Here is a 15,798-nt window from a genome sequence, read left to right on the forward strand (position 1 = left end):
AACGTATTGCAGCACTTACCGCCCGTGACGACTCAACCATTGTTCGGCGAGTACCCGCGCTTTCGCGTCGGCGGTAAACACCGCCTCGAGATCATCCACCGCAACGACCGGCTCAAGGTTTAACACTTCCTCGATGATACTCGCGATTTCCGGGTAGCGAACCCGCTCGTCGAGAAACGCCGCGACAGCCACTTCATTCGCCGCATTGAGCATGGCCGGCGCGCTATTGCCGGCTTCGGCAGCCTGACGCGCAAGGCGCAGGCAAGGGAAACGCTCTTCATCGGGCGCCTGGAAGTCCAGTCGCGCGATGGCAAACAGATCCAGTGGCGCCACACCAGAATCGATGCGCTCTGGCCAGGCCAGGGCGTTGGCGATCGGCGTGCGCATGTCAGGATTGCCCAACTGGGCCAGTACCGAGCCATCGATATAGTCGACCAGCGAATGAATCACGCTCTGAGGATGAATCACCACTTCGACCTGGGATGGCTTGGCGTCGAACAGCCAGCAGGCCTCGATCAACTCGAGCCCTTTGTTCATCATGCTGGCCGAATCAACCGAAATCTTACGCCCCATGGACCAGTTCGGATGAGCGCACGCTTGCTCAGGGGAAACATGCACCAGTTCGGCCATCGGTGTCTGTCGGAACGGACCACCAGAAGCAGTCAGCAGAATCCGACGCACGCCCACCGCGCCAAGTCCGCGGGCGAAATCCTGCGGCATGCATTGAAAAATCGCGTTGTGCTCGCTGTCGATCGGCAGCAGCACTGAACCGCTTTTGCGCACGGCCTGCATGAACAGCGCACCCGACATGACCAGCGCTTCTTTGTTGGCCAGCAGAATCTTCTTGCCCGCTTCGACGGCCGCCAGGGTCGGACGCAAGCCCGCCGCGCCGACGATGGCCGCCATGACCGCATCGACCTCAGGGTCGGAAGCCACCTGACACAGCCCCTCCTCCCCAACCAGCACGCGGGTCGAGAGGCCTGCGGCGCGCAAGTCGACCTGCAAGGCTCGGGCAGCGCCCGCTTCCGGCACAACGGCAAACTGCGGCGTATGACGTACGCACAAAGCCAGCAGCTCACTCAGGCGAGTAAAACCGCTCAAGGCGAACACCTGATAACGCTCGGGATGGCGAGCGATCACGTCCAGGGTGCTCAGACCGATGGAGCCGGTCGCCCCCAGAACGGTAATCTGTTGTGGGCGGCTCACGGTGCAGCCATCCACAACAACACGGCAAAGACCGGGATCGCGGCCGTCAGGCTGTCGATGCGATCCAGCACCCCGCCGTGGCCCGGCAGCAAGTTACTGCTGTCCTTGATCCCCGATTGACGCTTGAACATGCTCTCGGTGAGGTCGCCCACGACCGAGATGAAAACGATCACTGCCGCACCGATCAGACCCATCAGCATTTGCACGAAACTCCAGTCGCGCACAAAACCAACGATCGCCGTGATCACCAGACTCAACAGCAAGCCGCCGTACACGCCTTCCCAGCTCTTGCCAGGACTGACCTGCGGCGCCAGCTTGCGCTTGCCAAAGGCCCGGCCGGAAAAATACGCGCCGATATCGGCACCCCAGACCAGGACCATCACCGCCATGATCAACCAGTTACCCAAAGGTTGCTGCTTGATCTGGACCAGCCCCTGCCAGGCCGGCAGCAGGATCAGCAAACCGATCACCAGCTTGCAGGCGGCGCTGGACCAGTGCTCGCTGGAACGCGGGTAGGTCAGCACCAGATACGTCGCCACACCCCACCAGAGCACCGAAGCGCCCAATACCCAGGGCGCGAGCCCCGGCAGGATGTGCATGACAAATAACATCAAGGCGACCACAACCGCGTAGGCCACGCGAATCGGCTGGGCGTTGAAGCCTGCCAGGCGAGCCCATTCCCACGCGCCGAGGGTCACGACCAGCCCGATGAACAGCGCAAAGCCTGTGCCTTCGAGCAGGAAAAACCCGCACAAAGCGATCGGCAGCAGGATCAGCGCGGTGATGATTCGTTGTTTGAGCATTAAACCCGGGCTCCAGCCTCGACCTGCTCGCTCGTTTTACCGAAGCGACGCTGGCGAGAAGCGAAATCGGCCAGCGCGTTACGCATGGCGTCGTGTTTGAAGTCCGGCCAGAACAGGTCGGAGAAGTACAACTCGGCATAAGCCAGTTGCCAGAGCAGGAAGTTACTGATGCGGTGCTCGCCACCGGTGCGGATGCACAAGTCTGGCAACGGCAGATCGCCGGTGGCCAGACAGGTCTGCAACAGCTCCGGAGTGATGTCCTCCGGACGCAGGTGCCCGGCCTGAACCTCCCGCGCCAGACGCTGCGCGGCTTGCGCAATGTCCCACTGGCCGCCGTAGTTGGCGGCAATCTGCAGGACAAAGCGGTTGGCACCAGCAGTCATCGCCTCGGCTTCACGCATCGCCACTTGAAGCTCGGGATGAAAGCGCGAACGATCACCGATGATGCGCAGACTGATGTTGTTGTCATTGAGGCGCTTGGCCTCGCGACGCAATGCCTTGAAGAACAGATCCATCAAGGCACTGACTTCATCGGCCGGGCGCTGCCAGTTCTCACTGGAGAAGGCGAACAGGGTCAATACCTCGACCCCGGCCTCGGCACACACCTCAATCACTGCGCGAACTGCATCCACGCCCGCTTTATGCCCGGCGACACCCGGCATAAAGCGTTTTTTCGCCCAGCGATTATTACCATCCATGATGATCGCGACATGGCGCGGCACCGCGGACGGCGCAGTCTGCTTAGTCTTTTCCATGAAAACGCGACCCTTATACGGCCATCAGGTCTTTTTCTTTCTGTGCCAGATGCGCGTCGATTTCAGCCACATACTTCTTGGTCAAATCGTCGATCTCGCCAGTGGCGCGACGCTCTTCGTCTTCGCTGATTTCTTTTTCCTTGACCAGATCCTTCAGCGAGCTGTTGGCATCGCGACGGATGTTGCGCACGGCAACACGGGCATCTTCAGCGACGTCACGAGCCTGCTTGGTGAAGCCCTTGCGGGTTTCTTCGGTCAGGGCCGGCATGGAGATCAGCAACAACTCGCCCAGGTTGGTCGGGTTGAGGTTCAGACCCGCACTACCGATGGCCTTGTCGACAGCACCCAGCATGTTGCGCTCAAAGGCCACGACTTGCAGGGTACGGGCGTCTTTGACGGTGATGTTCGCCACCTGCTTGATCGGGGTGTCGGAACCGTAATACGGCACCATCACGCCTTCAAGAATGCTTGGGTGCGCCTGGCCGGTACGAATACGGCCGAAGTTGTGCAGCAGCGATTCCACGGATTTTTTCATGCGCTCTTGAGCGTCTTTCTTGATTTCATTGATCATTGTTGGCCTTCCTCGATCAGGGTCCCTTCAGCGCCGCCATGCACGATGTTCAGCAGGGCGCCGGGCTTGTTCATGTTAAAGACGCGCAACGGCATCTTGTGGTCGCGGCACAGGCAAATGGCCGTCAAATCCATCACGCCCAGCTTGCGATCCAGCACTTCATCGTAAGTCAGATGATCGAACTTCTCGGCATGCGGGTCTTTGAATGGGTCAGCGGTGTAGACGCCATCGACCTTGGTCGCCTTGAGCACGACATCGGCGTCGATTTCGATTGCTCGCAAGCAGGCTGCCGAATCCGTAGTGAAGAACGGATTCCCGGTACCGGCGGCGAAAATCACCACTTCCTTGGCGTTCAGGTGACGCATGGCTTTGCGACGATCATAGTGATCCGTCACGCCCACCATGGAAATGGCCGACATCACGATGGCCGAGATATTGGCACGTTCCAGTGCATCGCGCATGGCCAAGGCGTTCATCACAGTGGCCAGCATGCCCATGTGGTCGCCCGTTACCCGATCCATGCCGGCCGCGCTCAGCGCTGCACCGCGGAACAGGTTGCCACCGCCGATCACCAGACCGACCTGAACACCGATGCCGACCAGTTGGCCGACTTCAAGCGCCATGCGATCCAGAACTTTCGGATCGATCCCGAACTCTTCCGAGCCCATCAGGGCCTCGCCGCTAAGCTTGAGTAGAATGCGTTTATAGCGAGCCTGATAACCACTGCCCTGCTGAGCCATTGCGAATCTCTCCTGCGGCGTATTTTTAAAAATTCTTTGCGAGCTGTTTACAGCTGGCGTTCACTCTAGCTTGGCGCTGCTTCAGCGCCATCGGAACATGGCTTTGTAAGCCAGTTCCAAAGGGAAACCAATAAAAATTGGTGCCCCATCTGAAAAGAGGCTGCGCGCGTAAGCGGGCAGCCTCTTCAGGGCGACAGTTAAAAACCGTCTTATTGCTTGGCGGCAGCCAGCTGGGCAGCAACTTCTTCAGCGAAGTTGTCGACCGGCTTCTCGATGCCTTCGCCTACTTTGAAGTAGGTGAAAGAAACGATTTCAGCACCGGCTTTCTTGGCCAGTTCGCCGACCTTGATTTCAGGGTTCTTGACGAACGCCTGCTCAACCAGGCTCGCTTCAGCCAGGAACTTGCTGATACGGCCTTTGACCATGTTTTCAACGATGTTTTCTGGCTTGCCAGCGATCTTGTCAGCGTTGAGGGTCAGGAAAACGCCTTTTTCGCGCTCGACCGCTTCAGCGGAAACTTCCGATGGCAGCAGGAATTCAGGGTTGGTGGCCGCTACGTGCATGGCGATGTCTTTGGCCAGCTCAACGGTGCCGCCTTTGAGAACAACCGCAACACCGATCTTGTTGCCGTGCAGGTAACCACCAACAACATCACCTTCAACGCGAGCCAGGCGACGGATGTTGACGTTTTCGCCAACCTTGCCGACCAGAACCAGGCGATCGGCTTCTTGAGCTTCGATCAGCGGAGCGACATCAGTCAGCTTGTCAGCGAACGCTTTTTCAACGCTGGAAGCAACAAATGCCTTGAAGTCGTCTTGCAGGGCCAGGAAGTCAGTCTGCGAGTTAACTTCCAACAGAACGGCGGTTTTACCGTCTTCTTTAAGAGCGATAGCGCCTTCAGCAGCTACGTTGCCTGCTTTCTTGGCAGCCTTGATGGCGCCGGAAGCACGCATGTCATCAATGGCTTTTTCGATGTCGCCGCCGGCCTTGGTCAAGGCCTTTTTGCAATCCATCATGCCTTCGCCGGTACGCTCACGCAGTTCTTTAACCAACGCTGCAGTAATCTCTGCCATTTCAAAATCCTCTTGGATAGGTTTTCAACCATTCCACCCGATCAAACGGGCGATCAATTCTTCCCGACCCCATTTGTTAGCGGCTGCACGTTACAAAGGCTGTAGCTGCGCTGCCCACAAACGGTTCTCGAGGTGGCAAAAAGGGGGCCAAGCCCCCTTTTTGCTTACTGAGTCAACGCCAGGGCGTCAATTACTCAGCTGCAGCCGCCGGAGCTTCTTCAACGAACTGCTCGGTGCCGCCAGCAACGTGGTTGCGACCGCGGATGACTGCGTCAGCCATCGAACCCATGTACAACTGGATAGCGCGGATTGCGTCATCGTTGCCTGGGATGATGTAGTCAACGCCTTCCGGGCTGCTGTTGGTATCGACTACGCCGATAACCGGGATGCCCAGCTTGTTGGCTTCGGTGATCGCGATGCGCTCGTGATCAACGTCGATAACGAACAGAGCGTCTGGCAGACCGCCCATGTCCTTGATACCACCCAGGGAACGATCGAGCTTCTCAAGATCGCGAGTGCGCATCAGCGCTTCTTTCTTGGTCAGCTTGGCGAAAGTACCGTCTTCGGCTTGCACTTCAAGGTCACGCAGACGCTTGATGGAAGCACGGATGGTTTTGAAGTTGGTCAGCATGCCGCCCAACCAGCGGTGATCGACGTACGGCGAACCGCAACGTGCTGCTTCTTCAGCAACGATCTTGCCAGCGGAACGCTTGGTGCCGACGAACAGGATCTTGTTTTTGCCCTGGGCCAGACGCTCTACGAAAGTCAGAGCTTCGTTGAACATTGGCAGGGTTTTTTCAAGGTTGATAATGTGAATCTTGTTACGCGCGCCGAAAATGTACTTACCCATTTTCGGGTTCCAGTAACGGGTCTGGTGACCGAAGTGCACACCGGCCTTCAGCATATCGCGCATGTTGACTTGGGACATGATAGTTCCTTAATAAGTCGGGTTTGGCCTCCACGTATCCCAATGACCAACCAGCAGCATCAGCTGAAGGCACCCAGGTCATCGTGTCGACACGTGTGTGGATTTAAGCCTTTCGGGGTATCCCCGGAAAGCGGCGCATTTTATATCACAGGGATGCAAAAAACGGAACCCGGATTCTCAATTCCTGATGCGTGACTTCAACCGCGCACTTGGAATCGCCCAAGAATGCGCCAATCTATAGAGAGAAGCGATGCACAGAGGCTCAGATTTGCGCTGATCGTCTGTTAGAATTGCGTTTTTCAGGGCCGCGAAGATCGAACGCGCAATGCCCATTTCGTTTTAGCAAGCGCCATTGAGCGCAGAGAGAGCCTGTATGACCGTCACCCTCAAAACCCCCGAGGACATCGCAAAGATGCGTGTCGCCGGCAAACTGGCCGCCGATGTGCTGGAAATGATTGCCGAACATGTCAAGCCGGGGATCACCACCGAAGAGCTGGACCGCATCTGCCACGACTACATCGTCAACGAGCAGAAAGCCATCCCTGCCCCGCTCAACTACAAAGGCTACCCGAAGTCGATCTGCACCTCGATCAACCACGTGGTCTGCCACGGCATCCCGAACGAGAAGCCGCTGAAGGATGGCGACACCCTGAACATCGACGTCACCGTCATCAAGGACGGTTTCCACGGCGACACCAGCCGCATGTTCCACGTCGGCAGCGTGCCGGTCTGGGCCGAGCGCCTGTCGCAAGTGACTCAGGAATGCATGTACAAGGCCATCGAGATCGTCAAACCCGGCTGCCGCCTGGGCGACATCGGTGAAATCATCCAGAAACACGCTGAAAAGAACGGTTTCTCGGTGGTTCGCGAGTTCTGCGGCCATGGCATCGGCAAGGTGTTTCACGAAGAGCCGCAAATCCTGCATTACGGCCGCGCCGGCACCGGCATGGAGCTGAAAGCGGGCATGACCTTCACCATCGAGCCGATGATTAACCAGGGCAAGGCTGACACCAAGGTATTGGGCGACGGCTGGACCGCGATCACCAAGGACCGCAAGTTGTCGGCCCAGTGGGAGCACACCCTGCTGGTGACCGAGACCGGTTACGAGATCTTCACCTTGCGCGCCGATGACACCATCCCGCGCGTTTCGGCCTGATCCGAACCCAGGCAGCTCCCAGCCTTATAGATAGATAGGAAAGCCAATCGATGCCGCAGGTGGATCCCGAACTCTTCGACCGCGGCCAGTTCCAGGCTGAACTGGCCCTGAAGGCAAGCCCGATCGCGGCCTTCAAGAAGGCGATCCGCCAGGCCCGCGAGGTGCTCGACGGGCGCTTTCGCAGCGGCCGGGACATTCGCCGGCTGATCGAGGATCGCGCCTGGTTCGTCGATAACATCCTGCAAAAGGCCTGGGAGCAGTTCAACTGGAGCGAAGACGCCGACATCGCGCTGGTCGCGGTCGGTGGCTACGGTCGCGGTGAGTTGCACCCTTATTCCGACATCGACCTGCTGATCCTGCTGGACAGCGCCGATCACGAAGTTTTCCGCGATTCCATCGAGCGTTTTCTGACGCTGTTGTGGGACATCGGCCTGGAAGTCGGCCAGAGCGTTCGCTCGGTGGACGAATGCGCCATTGAAGCCCGCGCCGACCTGACGGTGGTCACCAACCTGATGGAAAGCCGCACCATCTGTGGTCCCGAGCGTTTGCGCCAGCGCATGCTTGACGTCACCAGCACCGCGCACATGTGGCCGAGCAAGGAGTTCTTCCTGGCCAAGCGCGCCGAGCAAAAGGCCCGTCACCACAAATACAACGACACCGAATACAACCTGGAACCCAACGTCAAAGGTTCGCCCGGCGGCCTGCGGGACATTCAGACGATTCTGTGGGTGGCCCGTCGCGAATATGGCACCCTGAACCTGCGAGCACTGGCTGGCGAAGGCTTTCTGGTCGAAAGCGAAAACGCCCTGCTCGCCTCGTCCCAGGAGTTTTTGTGGAAGGTCCGGTACGCGCTGCACATGCTCGCCGGTCGTTCCGAAGACCGCTTGCTGTTCGACCACCAGCGCTCGATTGCCGGGCTACTGGGTTTCGAGGGCGATGACGCCAAGCAAGCCATCGAAAACTTCATGCAGCAGTATTACCGGGTGGTCATGAGCATTGCCCAGCTCAGCGACCTGATCATTCAGCACTTCGAAGAAGTCATCCTCGCCCCGGAAGACGAAGCGCCGCCGCAGCCGATCAACTCGCGGTTCCAGCTACACGATGGCTATATCGAAGCGCGCAACGACAACGTGTTCCGTCGCACGCCGTTCGCCATGCTCGAGATCTTCGTGCTGATGGCCCAGCAACCGGAAATCAAAGGCGTGCGCGCCGACACCATTCGTCTGCTGCGCGAGCATCGTCACCTGATCGACGACGATTTCCGCAATGACATTCGCAACACCAGCCTGTTCATCGAGCTGTTCAAGTGCAAGATCGGTATCCACCGCAACCTGCGCCGGATGAACCGCTACGGCATCCTCGGGCGTTACCTGCCGGAGTTCGGCTTCATTGTCGGGCAGATGCAACACGACCTCTTTCATATCTATACGGTCGACGCCCACACCCTGAATCTGATCAAGCACCTGCGCAAGTTGCAGTACACCCAGGTATCGGAAAAATTCCCGCTGGCCAGCAAGCTCATGGCCAAGCTGCCCAAACCCGAGCTGATTTACCTGGCAGGCCTGTACCACGACATCGGCAAAGGCCGGCATGGCGACCACTCGGAAATCGGCGCGGTGGATGCCGAAGCCTTTTGCCAGCGCCACCAATTGCCGGTATGGGACACTCGCCTGATCGTCTGGCTGGTGCAGAATCACCTGGTGATGTCGACCACCGCCCAGCGCAAGGACTTGTCCGACCCGCAGGTGATCCACGATTTCGCCCAGGCCGTCGGCGACGAAACCCGTCTCGACTACCTGTACGTATTGACCGTGGCCGACATCAACGCCACCAACCCGACCCTGTGGAACTCATGGCGCGCCAGCCTCTTGCGCCAGCTCTACACCGAGACCAAGCGCGCCTTGCGACGCGGCCTGGAAAACCCGGTGGACCGCGAAATGCAGATCCGCCAGACCCAGAGCGCAGCCCTGGATATCCTGGTGCGCGGCGGTACCGACCCGGACGATGTCGAACAGCTGTGGTCGCAATTGGGCGATGACTACTTCCTGCGTCACACCGCCGGCGACGTCGCCTGGCACAGTGACGCGATCCTCCAGCAACCGGCCGATGGCGGGCCGCTGGTGCTGATCAAGGAAACCACCCAGCGTGAATTCGAGGGGGGTACGCAGATCTTCATCTACGCACCTGACCAGCATGACTTCTTCGCCGTGACCGTGGCCGCGATGGACCAGCTCAACCTGAACATTCACGACGCTCGGGTCATCACCTCCAGCAGCCAGTTCACCCTCGACACCTATATCGTGCTCGACACTGACGGCGACTCGATCGGTGATAACCCGGCGCGGGTCAAACAGATCCGCGAGGGTCTGACCGAAGCCCTGCGCAACCCGGACGACTACCCGACCATCATCCAGCGCCGCGTGCCGCGTCAGCTCAAGCATTTCGCGTTTGCGCCACAGGTGACGATCCACAACGACGCTCAACGTCCGGTGACGGTGCTGGAACTCAGTGCTCCGGACCGTCCGGGTCTGCTGGCGCGGATCGGCACGATCTTCCTCGAGTTCGACCTGTCGCTGCAGAACGCCAAGATTGCGACCTTGGGCGAACGCGTGGAAGACGTGTTCTTTATCACCGACGCGAACAACCAGCCATTGTCCGACCCGCTGCTGTGTACCCGCTTGCAAGATGCGATCGTTGAACAGCTGACCGTCAGTAACGAACCCGATATCAAATTGTCACGCATCAGTATCTGAACTCACAATTTTCCCCTGTGGGAGCGAGCCTGCTCGCGATAGCGGAGGGTCAGTCAACATCATCGTTTCTGACACACCGCCTTCGCGAGCAGGCTCGCTCCCACAATGAACGAGGCCCCCTCATGAACAACGCTCTGAACCAGTTGCAGCCCTATCCGTTCGAGAAGCTCCGCGCCCTGCTCGGCAGCGTCACGCCAAACCCGGAAAAGCGCGCCATCGCGCTGTCCATCGGCGAGCCGAAGCACCGTTCGCCAAGCTTTGTCGCTGAAGCCCTGGCAAGCAATCTGGATCAGATGGCCGTGTACCCGACCACCCTCGGAATCCCGGCCCTGCGTGAAGCCATCGCCGCCTGGTGTGAACGCCGCTTCAGCGTTCCGACCGGCTGGCTCGACCCGGCGCGCAACGTGTTGCCAGTCAATGGCACCCGAGAAGCACTGTTTGCCTTCACCCAGACCGTGGTCAACCGTGGCGAAGATGCGCTGGTGGTCAGCCCGAATCCTTTCTACCAGATCTACGAAGGCGCGGCGTTCCTCGCCGGGGCCAAGCCGCATTACCTGCCATGCCTGGACGAAAACGGCTTCAACCCGGATTTCGACGCTGTCTCGCCGGACATCTGGAAACGCTGCCAGATCCTGTTCCTGTGCTCGCCAGGCAACCCGACCGGCGCGCTGATTCCGCTCGACACCCTGAAAAAACTGATCGCCCTGGCTGACGAATACGACTTCGTGATCGCCGCTGACGAATGCTACAGCGAACTGTATTTCGACGAACAGACACCGCCGCCGGGCCTGCTCAGCGCTTGCGTGGAACTGGGCCGCAAGGACTTCAAACGCTGCGTGGTGTTCCACAGCCTGTCCAAGCGCTCCAACCTGCCGGGCCTGCGTTCAGGTTTTGTCGCCGGTGACGCCGACATCCTCAAGGGCTTCCTGCTCTATCGCACCTACCACGGCTGCGCCATGCCCGTTCAAACCCAACTGGCCAGCGTCGCCGCGTGGAATGACGAAGTACATGTGCGCGCCAACCGTGCGCTGTACCGCGAGAAGTACGATGCGGTGCTGGCAATCCTCAGCCCGGTGATGGATGTGCAGCGTCCGGACGGTGGTTTTTACCTGTGGCCGAATGTTGAAGGCGATGACGAGGCGTTCTGCCGTGATCTGTTTGTGGAAGAACACGTGACCGTGGTGCCGGGTTCTTATCTGTCCCGTGCGGTTGATGGCTTCAACCCGGGCGCAGGCCGTGTACGCTTGGCGCTGGTTGCGCCACTGGCAGAATGCATAGAAGCCGCAGAACGCATCCGCGCCTTTATTACGCGCAATAAATAACACTGACACCCCGCGCCATACCCCATGGCGCGGGGCTTGTTTATAAAGCCGAACTCACCCCGTTACAGACATTCAAATTACTTGAATGCACTTCTTACCAGCAGCACTTCTGCATACTCGAAATAAAAGAAACCACCCAGTATATATAGCCACTCCTAAATATATAACCACGCAAAAAACCTTTAGCATTCACAACGCACAACACAACACAACACCTTCAAACCAAAACATACTGAAACACCACAATATTCGCTACTTGTCTTTGTATCAATTACTACTTATCGAACGCAGAACACACGTAACTGCCATGCGAGCAGTTTTTTGCGCCTTAAAAACATCAAAATATTTAAACACCCACAAGTAGCAATAATATATGAATATCCCAAAACCCTGCTGCCGTACTTACGGCCTCAATGATGCCGGCTCTACTACTAACGCCTCCGAAGCACTCGATCACGAGGCTATTGGCAACTCCCAGTCCCGCACGACACGAAGCGTCGCGGCGCCTGCCAAATTCTGGACCAACGGCCAAACGCTGCGTATTGCTATCACACGCTATGACGAAGCCATGTTCCAGACCGTCGTCGCCGCCATCAACCAATGGGCGCCCCACGTAAACCTGAAATTCGAATTCATCGAGCTGGACGATAACGACGAGTTGTATGACGGGGACATACGAATATTACTGTCTCACTTCAAAGATGGCGCAGGCAGCTCTGTCATTGGGACAGACGCACGAAACATTCTCCCGCACCTGCCCACAATGGTGCTGGGCACCGACTACCAGTCTTCTTTTTTCACGGTAGCTGCCATGCATGAGTTCGGCCATGCACTAGGGGTTGAACATGAACATCAGCATCCCGACGCGCCACTGGACTGGAATTTATCCGCTCTCTATCGCGAATTCAAAGAACACGGCTGGACCGAAGAAGAGATTTACCGGAATGTCCTGAAAAAATTTGATTACAGCCACACCCGGCAAACACCCTACGACCCGAAATCAATCATGCACTACGCCTTTCCTGCGAGTGTCATGTGGGACAAGATCGAAGTCCCTCAAAACAACCAACTGTCCGAGCAAGATATCAAGTTCATCAGCTCGGTTTACCCACACTGAAAACCGTCAGGTCGACCCTTCGCTCACGCCTTCACTTGACCCAGGTTGGCCTCACTCAAATCCAGCTCACCCAACACTTCTCGCAACACGTCATCACCAATCTGGTGATGACGACTGAGTTTGTACAACTCCAGGCGCTGCGCTCGCAGCGCCTTCAACCGCAGACGCCGCTCCAGCAAGTCCATCTGAAAGGCCAATGCCTGGGCCTCGGCCGAGTCATTGAAGACCTCCAGTTGATGCCGATATTCGGACATGATCCGCGCTTTGAGTTCGACGGCCAACGCGGCCTCGGCCGCATCCGCAGGCTTGGCTTCCTCGACTTCCAGTGCATGAATCGCCGCTTCAGCGGTTTTGCGCCAGGCATCACGCACTTCATTGCGGCGCTTGTCGTCAGGGCTTTTTTCGATGCCGCGCAGCAACAGCGGCAAAGCGATGCAGGCGGCGATCAGGGACAGCAGAATCACCCCGGCGGCGATGAAAATCAGCAGGTCCCGCTCGGGAAACGCGTCGCCGCCCATCAGCAACGGCACCGACAGTACCCCCGCCAGCGTCACGGCGCCGCGCACGCCGCCGACCGTCAGCAACCAGCAGGAGCGCGCGGTCGGCACTTGAGTCACTTCGCCTTTACCGCGCAGGCGTCGCAGCAAAACAGACAAGCGCCAGATGCTCTGCACCCAGACAAAGCGCAACAACAGCAGCACCAGAAAAATCGCCACTACGTCCAGACAGCGATACAGCAACGTCGGCCATAGCGATGTTTCGTGGCTGACCACCGCCTTGATGATGTCCGGCAGTTGCAATCCCAGCAGCAGGAAGATCAAGCCGTTGAAAGCAAACTCAAGCAACGACCAGACGCTGCGGTTGAGCAATCGAGTGCTGGTCTGGCGCGGGAGCAGGTCGAGCCAGCTCTGCATCATCCCCGCAGCCACGGCGGACAAGATGCCGGAAGCGCCAAGACGCTCAGCCAGCACATAAGCCGCGAACGGCAGCAGCAACATGAACACCACATGCGTCGCCGGATCATCCCAGCCGCGAGCGATCATCCAGGAACGCAGGCGTCCCACCAGCCAGCTCAAAGCCACACCGACGGCCAGGCCGCCGAGCGCCACCAGCACAAAGGTCACACTGGCATTCGCCAGCGAAAACACCCCGGTCACCGCTGCGGCCAACGCAAACTTGAACGTCACCAGGCCCGTGGCATCGTTCATCAACGCCTCGCCTTGCAGCATGTGCATCAGCGGCGTCGGCAAGCGGTTCTGGGAAATCGCCGAGACCGCCACGGCATCCGTCGGCGACAGCACGGCCGCCAGCGCAAAGGCCACCGGCAGTGGAATACTCGGTAACAACCAATGTATGAAATAGCCAGCGCCGACCACCGTAAACAACACCAGCCCCACCGCCAGGGTAAGGATCGGCCCGCGCAGGCGCCACAGTTCACGTTTGGGCATACGCCAGCCGTCGGAGAACAGCAGTGGCGGCAGGAACAGAAAGAGGAACAATTCCGGATCCAGCGCCACATGCAGACCCAGGGTCGGCCAGGCGAGCAACGCACCCGCGGCAATTTGCACCAAGGGCAACGGCAGCGGGATCACCCGTCCGATCAGGCGTGAAAGGCCCACCAGCATCAGCAGGATCAGGACGGTGTAGGCGGTTTGCATAAAGCGCGGTTCCCAGGTAATCGACAGCATTGAAGTGCCATATTAGCCGCTTAGACTGCGGGCTGACCGTTGCACCAATGTCGCATCACCCTGAAACAGCGCAAACCCAGCGGGCTTACGATGACTAAACGACCGCGGCCGCCGCGAAACCGTCCGGTCATGGCATAATCCTTCACCTTTTATTTCCAGCACCTGCAAAGGGGGCAATTCCTTGACCGTTTCAAGCAAAACGTTGCACCTTTTCGGCATCAAAGCCTGCGACACCATGAAAAAGGCGCGCACCTGGCTCGATGAACACGCTGTCAGCTATGACTTCCATGATTACAAGACGGCCGGAATCGACCGTGAACACCTGACCCAATGGTGCGACGAGCACGGCTGGCAAGTGGTGTTGAACCGTGCAGGCACGACCTTTCGCAAGCTCGACGACGAACGCAAAGCCGATCTCGACCAAACGAAAGCGATCGAACTGATGCTCGCACAACCCTCGATGATCAAGCGCCCGGTGCTCGATCTCGGTGACCGAACCCTGATTGGCTTCAAGCCAGATATCTACGCGGCGGCGCTCAAGTAAGCCTGCCCGTTCAATTTTGTTAGAGGTATTTACATGTCCACTACCCTGTTCAGCCTGGCCTTTGGTGTCGGCACTCAAAACCGTCAAGGCGCATGGCTGGAAGTGTTTTACGCACAGCCACTGCTTAACCCGTCGGCCGAACTGGTCGCGGCCATCGCGCCGGTTCTGGGCTACACCGAAGGCAATCAGGCCATCGCATTCAGCACCGCCCAAGCTTCGCAACTGGCTGAAGCGCTGAAAGGCGTCGACGCAGCCCAAGCCGCCCTGTTGACCCGTCTGGCCGAGAGCCACAAGCCGTTGGTCGCGACAATCCTGGCCGAAGACGCCCAGTTGACCTCCACGCCTGAGGCCTACCTCAAGCTGCACCTGCTGTCCCATCGTCTGGTCAAGCCGCACGGCCTGAACCTGGCGGGCGTGTTCCCGCTGCTGCCGAACGTAGCCTGGACCAGCCAGGGTGCCATCGACCTGGCCGAACTGGCCGAGCACCAACTGGAAGCCCGTCTGCGCGGCGAGCTGCTGGAAGTGTTCTCGGTAGACAAGTTCCCGAAAATGACCGACTACGTGGTTCCGGCCGGCGTGCGTATCGCTGACGCGGCACGAATTCGTCTGGGCGCCTACGTCGGCGAAGGCACCACCGTGATGCACGAAGGTTTCGTCAACTTCAACGCCGGCACCGAAGGCCCGGGCATGATCGAAGGCCGCGTTTCCGCTGGCGTCTTCGTCGGCAAGGGTTCTGACCTGGGTGGCGGTTGCTCGACCATGGGCACCCTGTCGGGCGGCGGCAACATCGTGATCAAGGTGGGTGAAGGCTGCCTGATCGGCGCGAACGCCGGTATCGGCATTCCGTTGGGCGACCGCAACACCGTCGAGTCGGGCCTGTACGTGACAGCCGGCACCAAAGTCGCACTGCTGGACGAAAAAAACCAGCTGGTGAAAGTCGTGAAGGCCCGTGAACTTGCTGGCCAGCCTGACTTGCTGTTCCGTCGCAATTCGGAAACCGGTGCCGTGGAATGCAAAACCCACAAATCGGCGATCGAACTGAACGAAGCGCTGCACGCTCACAACTAAGCGGCGTCACACGGATTACCCTGTAGGATCGAAGCTTGCTCGCGGAGGGGCCCTTGAGGCCGCCAAAAGCTTCG

At 58.7% G+C, this 15,798-nt stretch carries 14 protein-coding genes; 6 read left to right on the plus strand and 8 right to left on the minus strand.

From position 1 onward, the window contains the following. Window positions 1–15 precede the first annotated feature (15 nt). The 7 genes from ispC to rpsB all read right to left on the minus strand — a co-directional run bounded on the left by ispC (window position 16) and on the right by rpsB (window position 6,076). Complete coding sequence (gene ispC, locus AB4N91_RS20990; RefSeq protein ID WP_154912970.1) at window positions 16–1,206, minus strand: 1-deoxy-D-xylulose-5-phosphate reductoisomerase; 1,191 nt, start codon at window positions 1,204–1,206, stop codon at window positions 16–18. Beyond that, window positions 1,203–2,009 carry a phosphatidate cytidylyltransferase gene (locus AB4N91_RS20995; protein ID WP_010462821.1) on the minus strand — a complete coding sequence of 269 codons (807 nt, stop codon included), beginning with the start codon at window positions 2,007–2,009 and terminating at the stop codon, window positions 1,203–1,205. The genes ispC and AB4N91_RS20995 overlap by 4 nt, the downstream gene beginning before the upstream one ends. Beyond that, window positions 2,009–2,764: a polyprenyl diphosphate synthase gene (gene uppS / locus AB4N91_RS21000; RefSeq protein ID WP_010462822.1), complete on the minus strand. Its 756-nt coding sequence runs from the start codon at window positions 2,762–2,764 to the stop codon at window positions 2,009–2,011. The genes AB4N91_RS20995 and uppS overlap by 1 nt, the downstream gene beginning before the upstream one ends. Before the next feature lie 13 nt (window positions 2,765–2,777). Then, window positions 2,778–3,335, minus strand: a complete 558-nt coding sequence (gene frr, locus AB4N91_RS21005) for a ribosome recycling factor (protein ID WP_010462824.1) — start codon at window positions 3,333–3,335, stop codon at window positions 2,778–2,780. Beyond that, window positions 3,332–4,075 carry a UMP kinase gene (gene pyrH / locus AB4N91_RS21010; RefSeq protein WP_003172271.1) on the minus strand — a complete coding sequence of 248 codons (744 nt, stop codon included), beginning with the start codon at window positions 4,073–4,075 and terminating at the stop codon, window positions 3,332–3,334. Before pyrH ends, frr begins: the two co-directional genes overlap by 4 nt. A 209-nt stretch (window positions 4,076–4,284) precedes the next feature. After that, entirely contained in the window at window positions 4,285–5,148 is an 864-nt protein-coding gene (gene tsf, locus AB4N91_RS21015; protein ID WP_010462832.1) for a translation elongation factor Ts, read from the minus strand. A 190-nt stretch (window positions 5,149–5,338) separates the two neighbouring features. After that, window positions 5,339–6,076, minus strand: coding sequence for a 30S ribosomal protein S2 (gene rpsB, locus AB4N91_RS21020; protein ID WP_007907989.1), 738 nt, complete (start codon window positions 6,074–6,076; stop codon window positions 5,339–5,341). 373 nt (window positions 6,077–6,449) lie between these two features. Between rpsB and map the strand changes: the two genes are divergently transcribed. The 4 genes from map to AB4N91_RS21040 all read left to right on the plus strand — a co-directional run bounded on the left by map (window position 6,450) and on the right by AB4N91_RS21040 (window position 12,424). Then, window positions 6,450–7,232 (plus strand): type I methionyl aminopeptidase, encoded by a 783-nt coding sequence (map, locus tag AB4N91_RS21025; protein ID WP_010462836.1) that lies wholly within the window; start codon window positions 6,450–6,452, stop codon window positions 7,230–7,232. A 50-nt stretch (window positions 7,233–7,282) separates the two neighbouring features. Continuing rightward, window positions 7,283–9,985 (plus strand): [protein-PII] uridylyltransferase, encoded by a 2,703-nt coding sequence (locus AB4N91_RS21030; RefSeq protein WP_010462838.1) that lies wholly within the window; start codon window positions 7,283–7,285, stop codon window positions 9,983–9,985. Window positions 9,986–10,107: 122 nt separating this feature from the next. Beyond that, on the plus strand, window positions 10,108–11,307 hold the full coding sequence (dapC, locus tag AB4N91_RS21035; protein WP_102595804.1) for a succinyldiaminopimelate transaminase: 1,200 nt from the start codon (window positions 10,108–10,110) through the stop codon (window positions 11,305–11,307). Window positions 11,308–11,680: 373 nt separating this feature from the next. Next, window positions 11,681–12,424 (plus strand): M12 family metallopeptidase, encoded by a 744-nt coding sequence (locus AB4N91_RS21040; RefSeq protein ID WP_154912971.1) that lies wholly within the window; start codon window positions 11,681–11,683, stop codon window positions 12,422–12,424. A gap of 23 nt (window positions 12,425–12,447) precedes the next feature. On the opposite strand, the gene AB4N91_RS21045 is transcribed toward AB4N91_RS21040, so the two are convergent. Further along, window positions 12,448–14,082: a Na+/H+ antiporter gene (locus AB4N91_RS21045; RefSeq protein WP_010462844.1), complete on the minus strand. Its 1,635-nt coding sequence runs from the start codon at window positions 14,080–14,082 to the stop codon at window positions 12,448–12,450. 265 nt (window positions 14,083–14,347) lie between these two features. Here AB4N91_RS21045 and AB4N91_RS21050 point away from each other — a divergent pair, with 265 nt between their 5' ends. Both AB4N91_RS21050 and dapD read left to right on the plus strand, forming a co-directional pair. Further along, a complete protein-coding gene (locus tag AB4N91_RS21050; RefSeq protein WP_460112676.1) occupies window positions 14,348–14,656 on the plus strand; it encodes an arsenate reductase in 309 nt (102 codons plus the stop codon). A gap of 33 nt (window positions 14,657–14,689) precedes the next feature. Continuing rightward, window positions 14,690–15,724: a 2,3,4,5-tetrahydropyridine-2,6-dicarboxylate N-succinyltransferase gene (dapD, locus tag AB4N91_RS21055; RefSeq protein ID WP_200667793.1), complete on the plus strand. Its 1,035-nt coding sequence runs from the start codon at window positions 14,690–14,692 to the stop codon at window positions 15,722–15,724. Window positions 15,725–15,798: the final 74 nt, after the last annotated feature.

The sequence above is a fragment of the Pseudomonas sp. H3_D04 genome, from assembly GCF_054669175.1.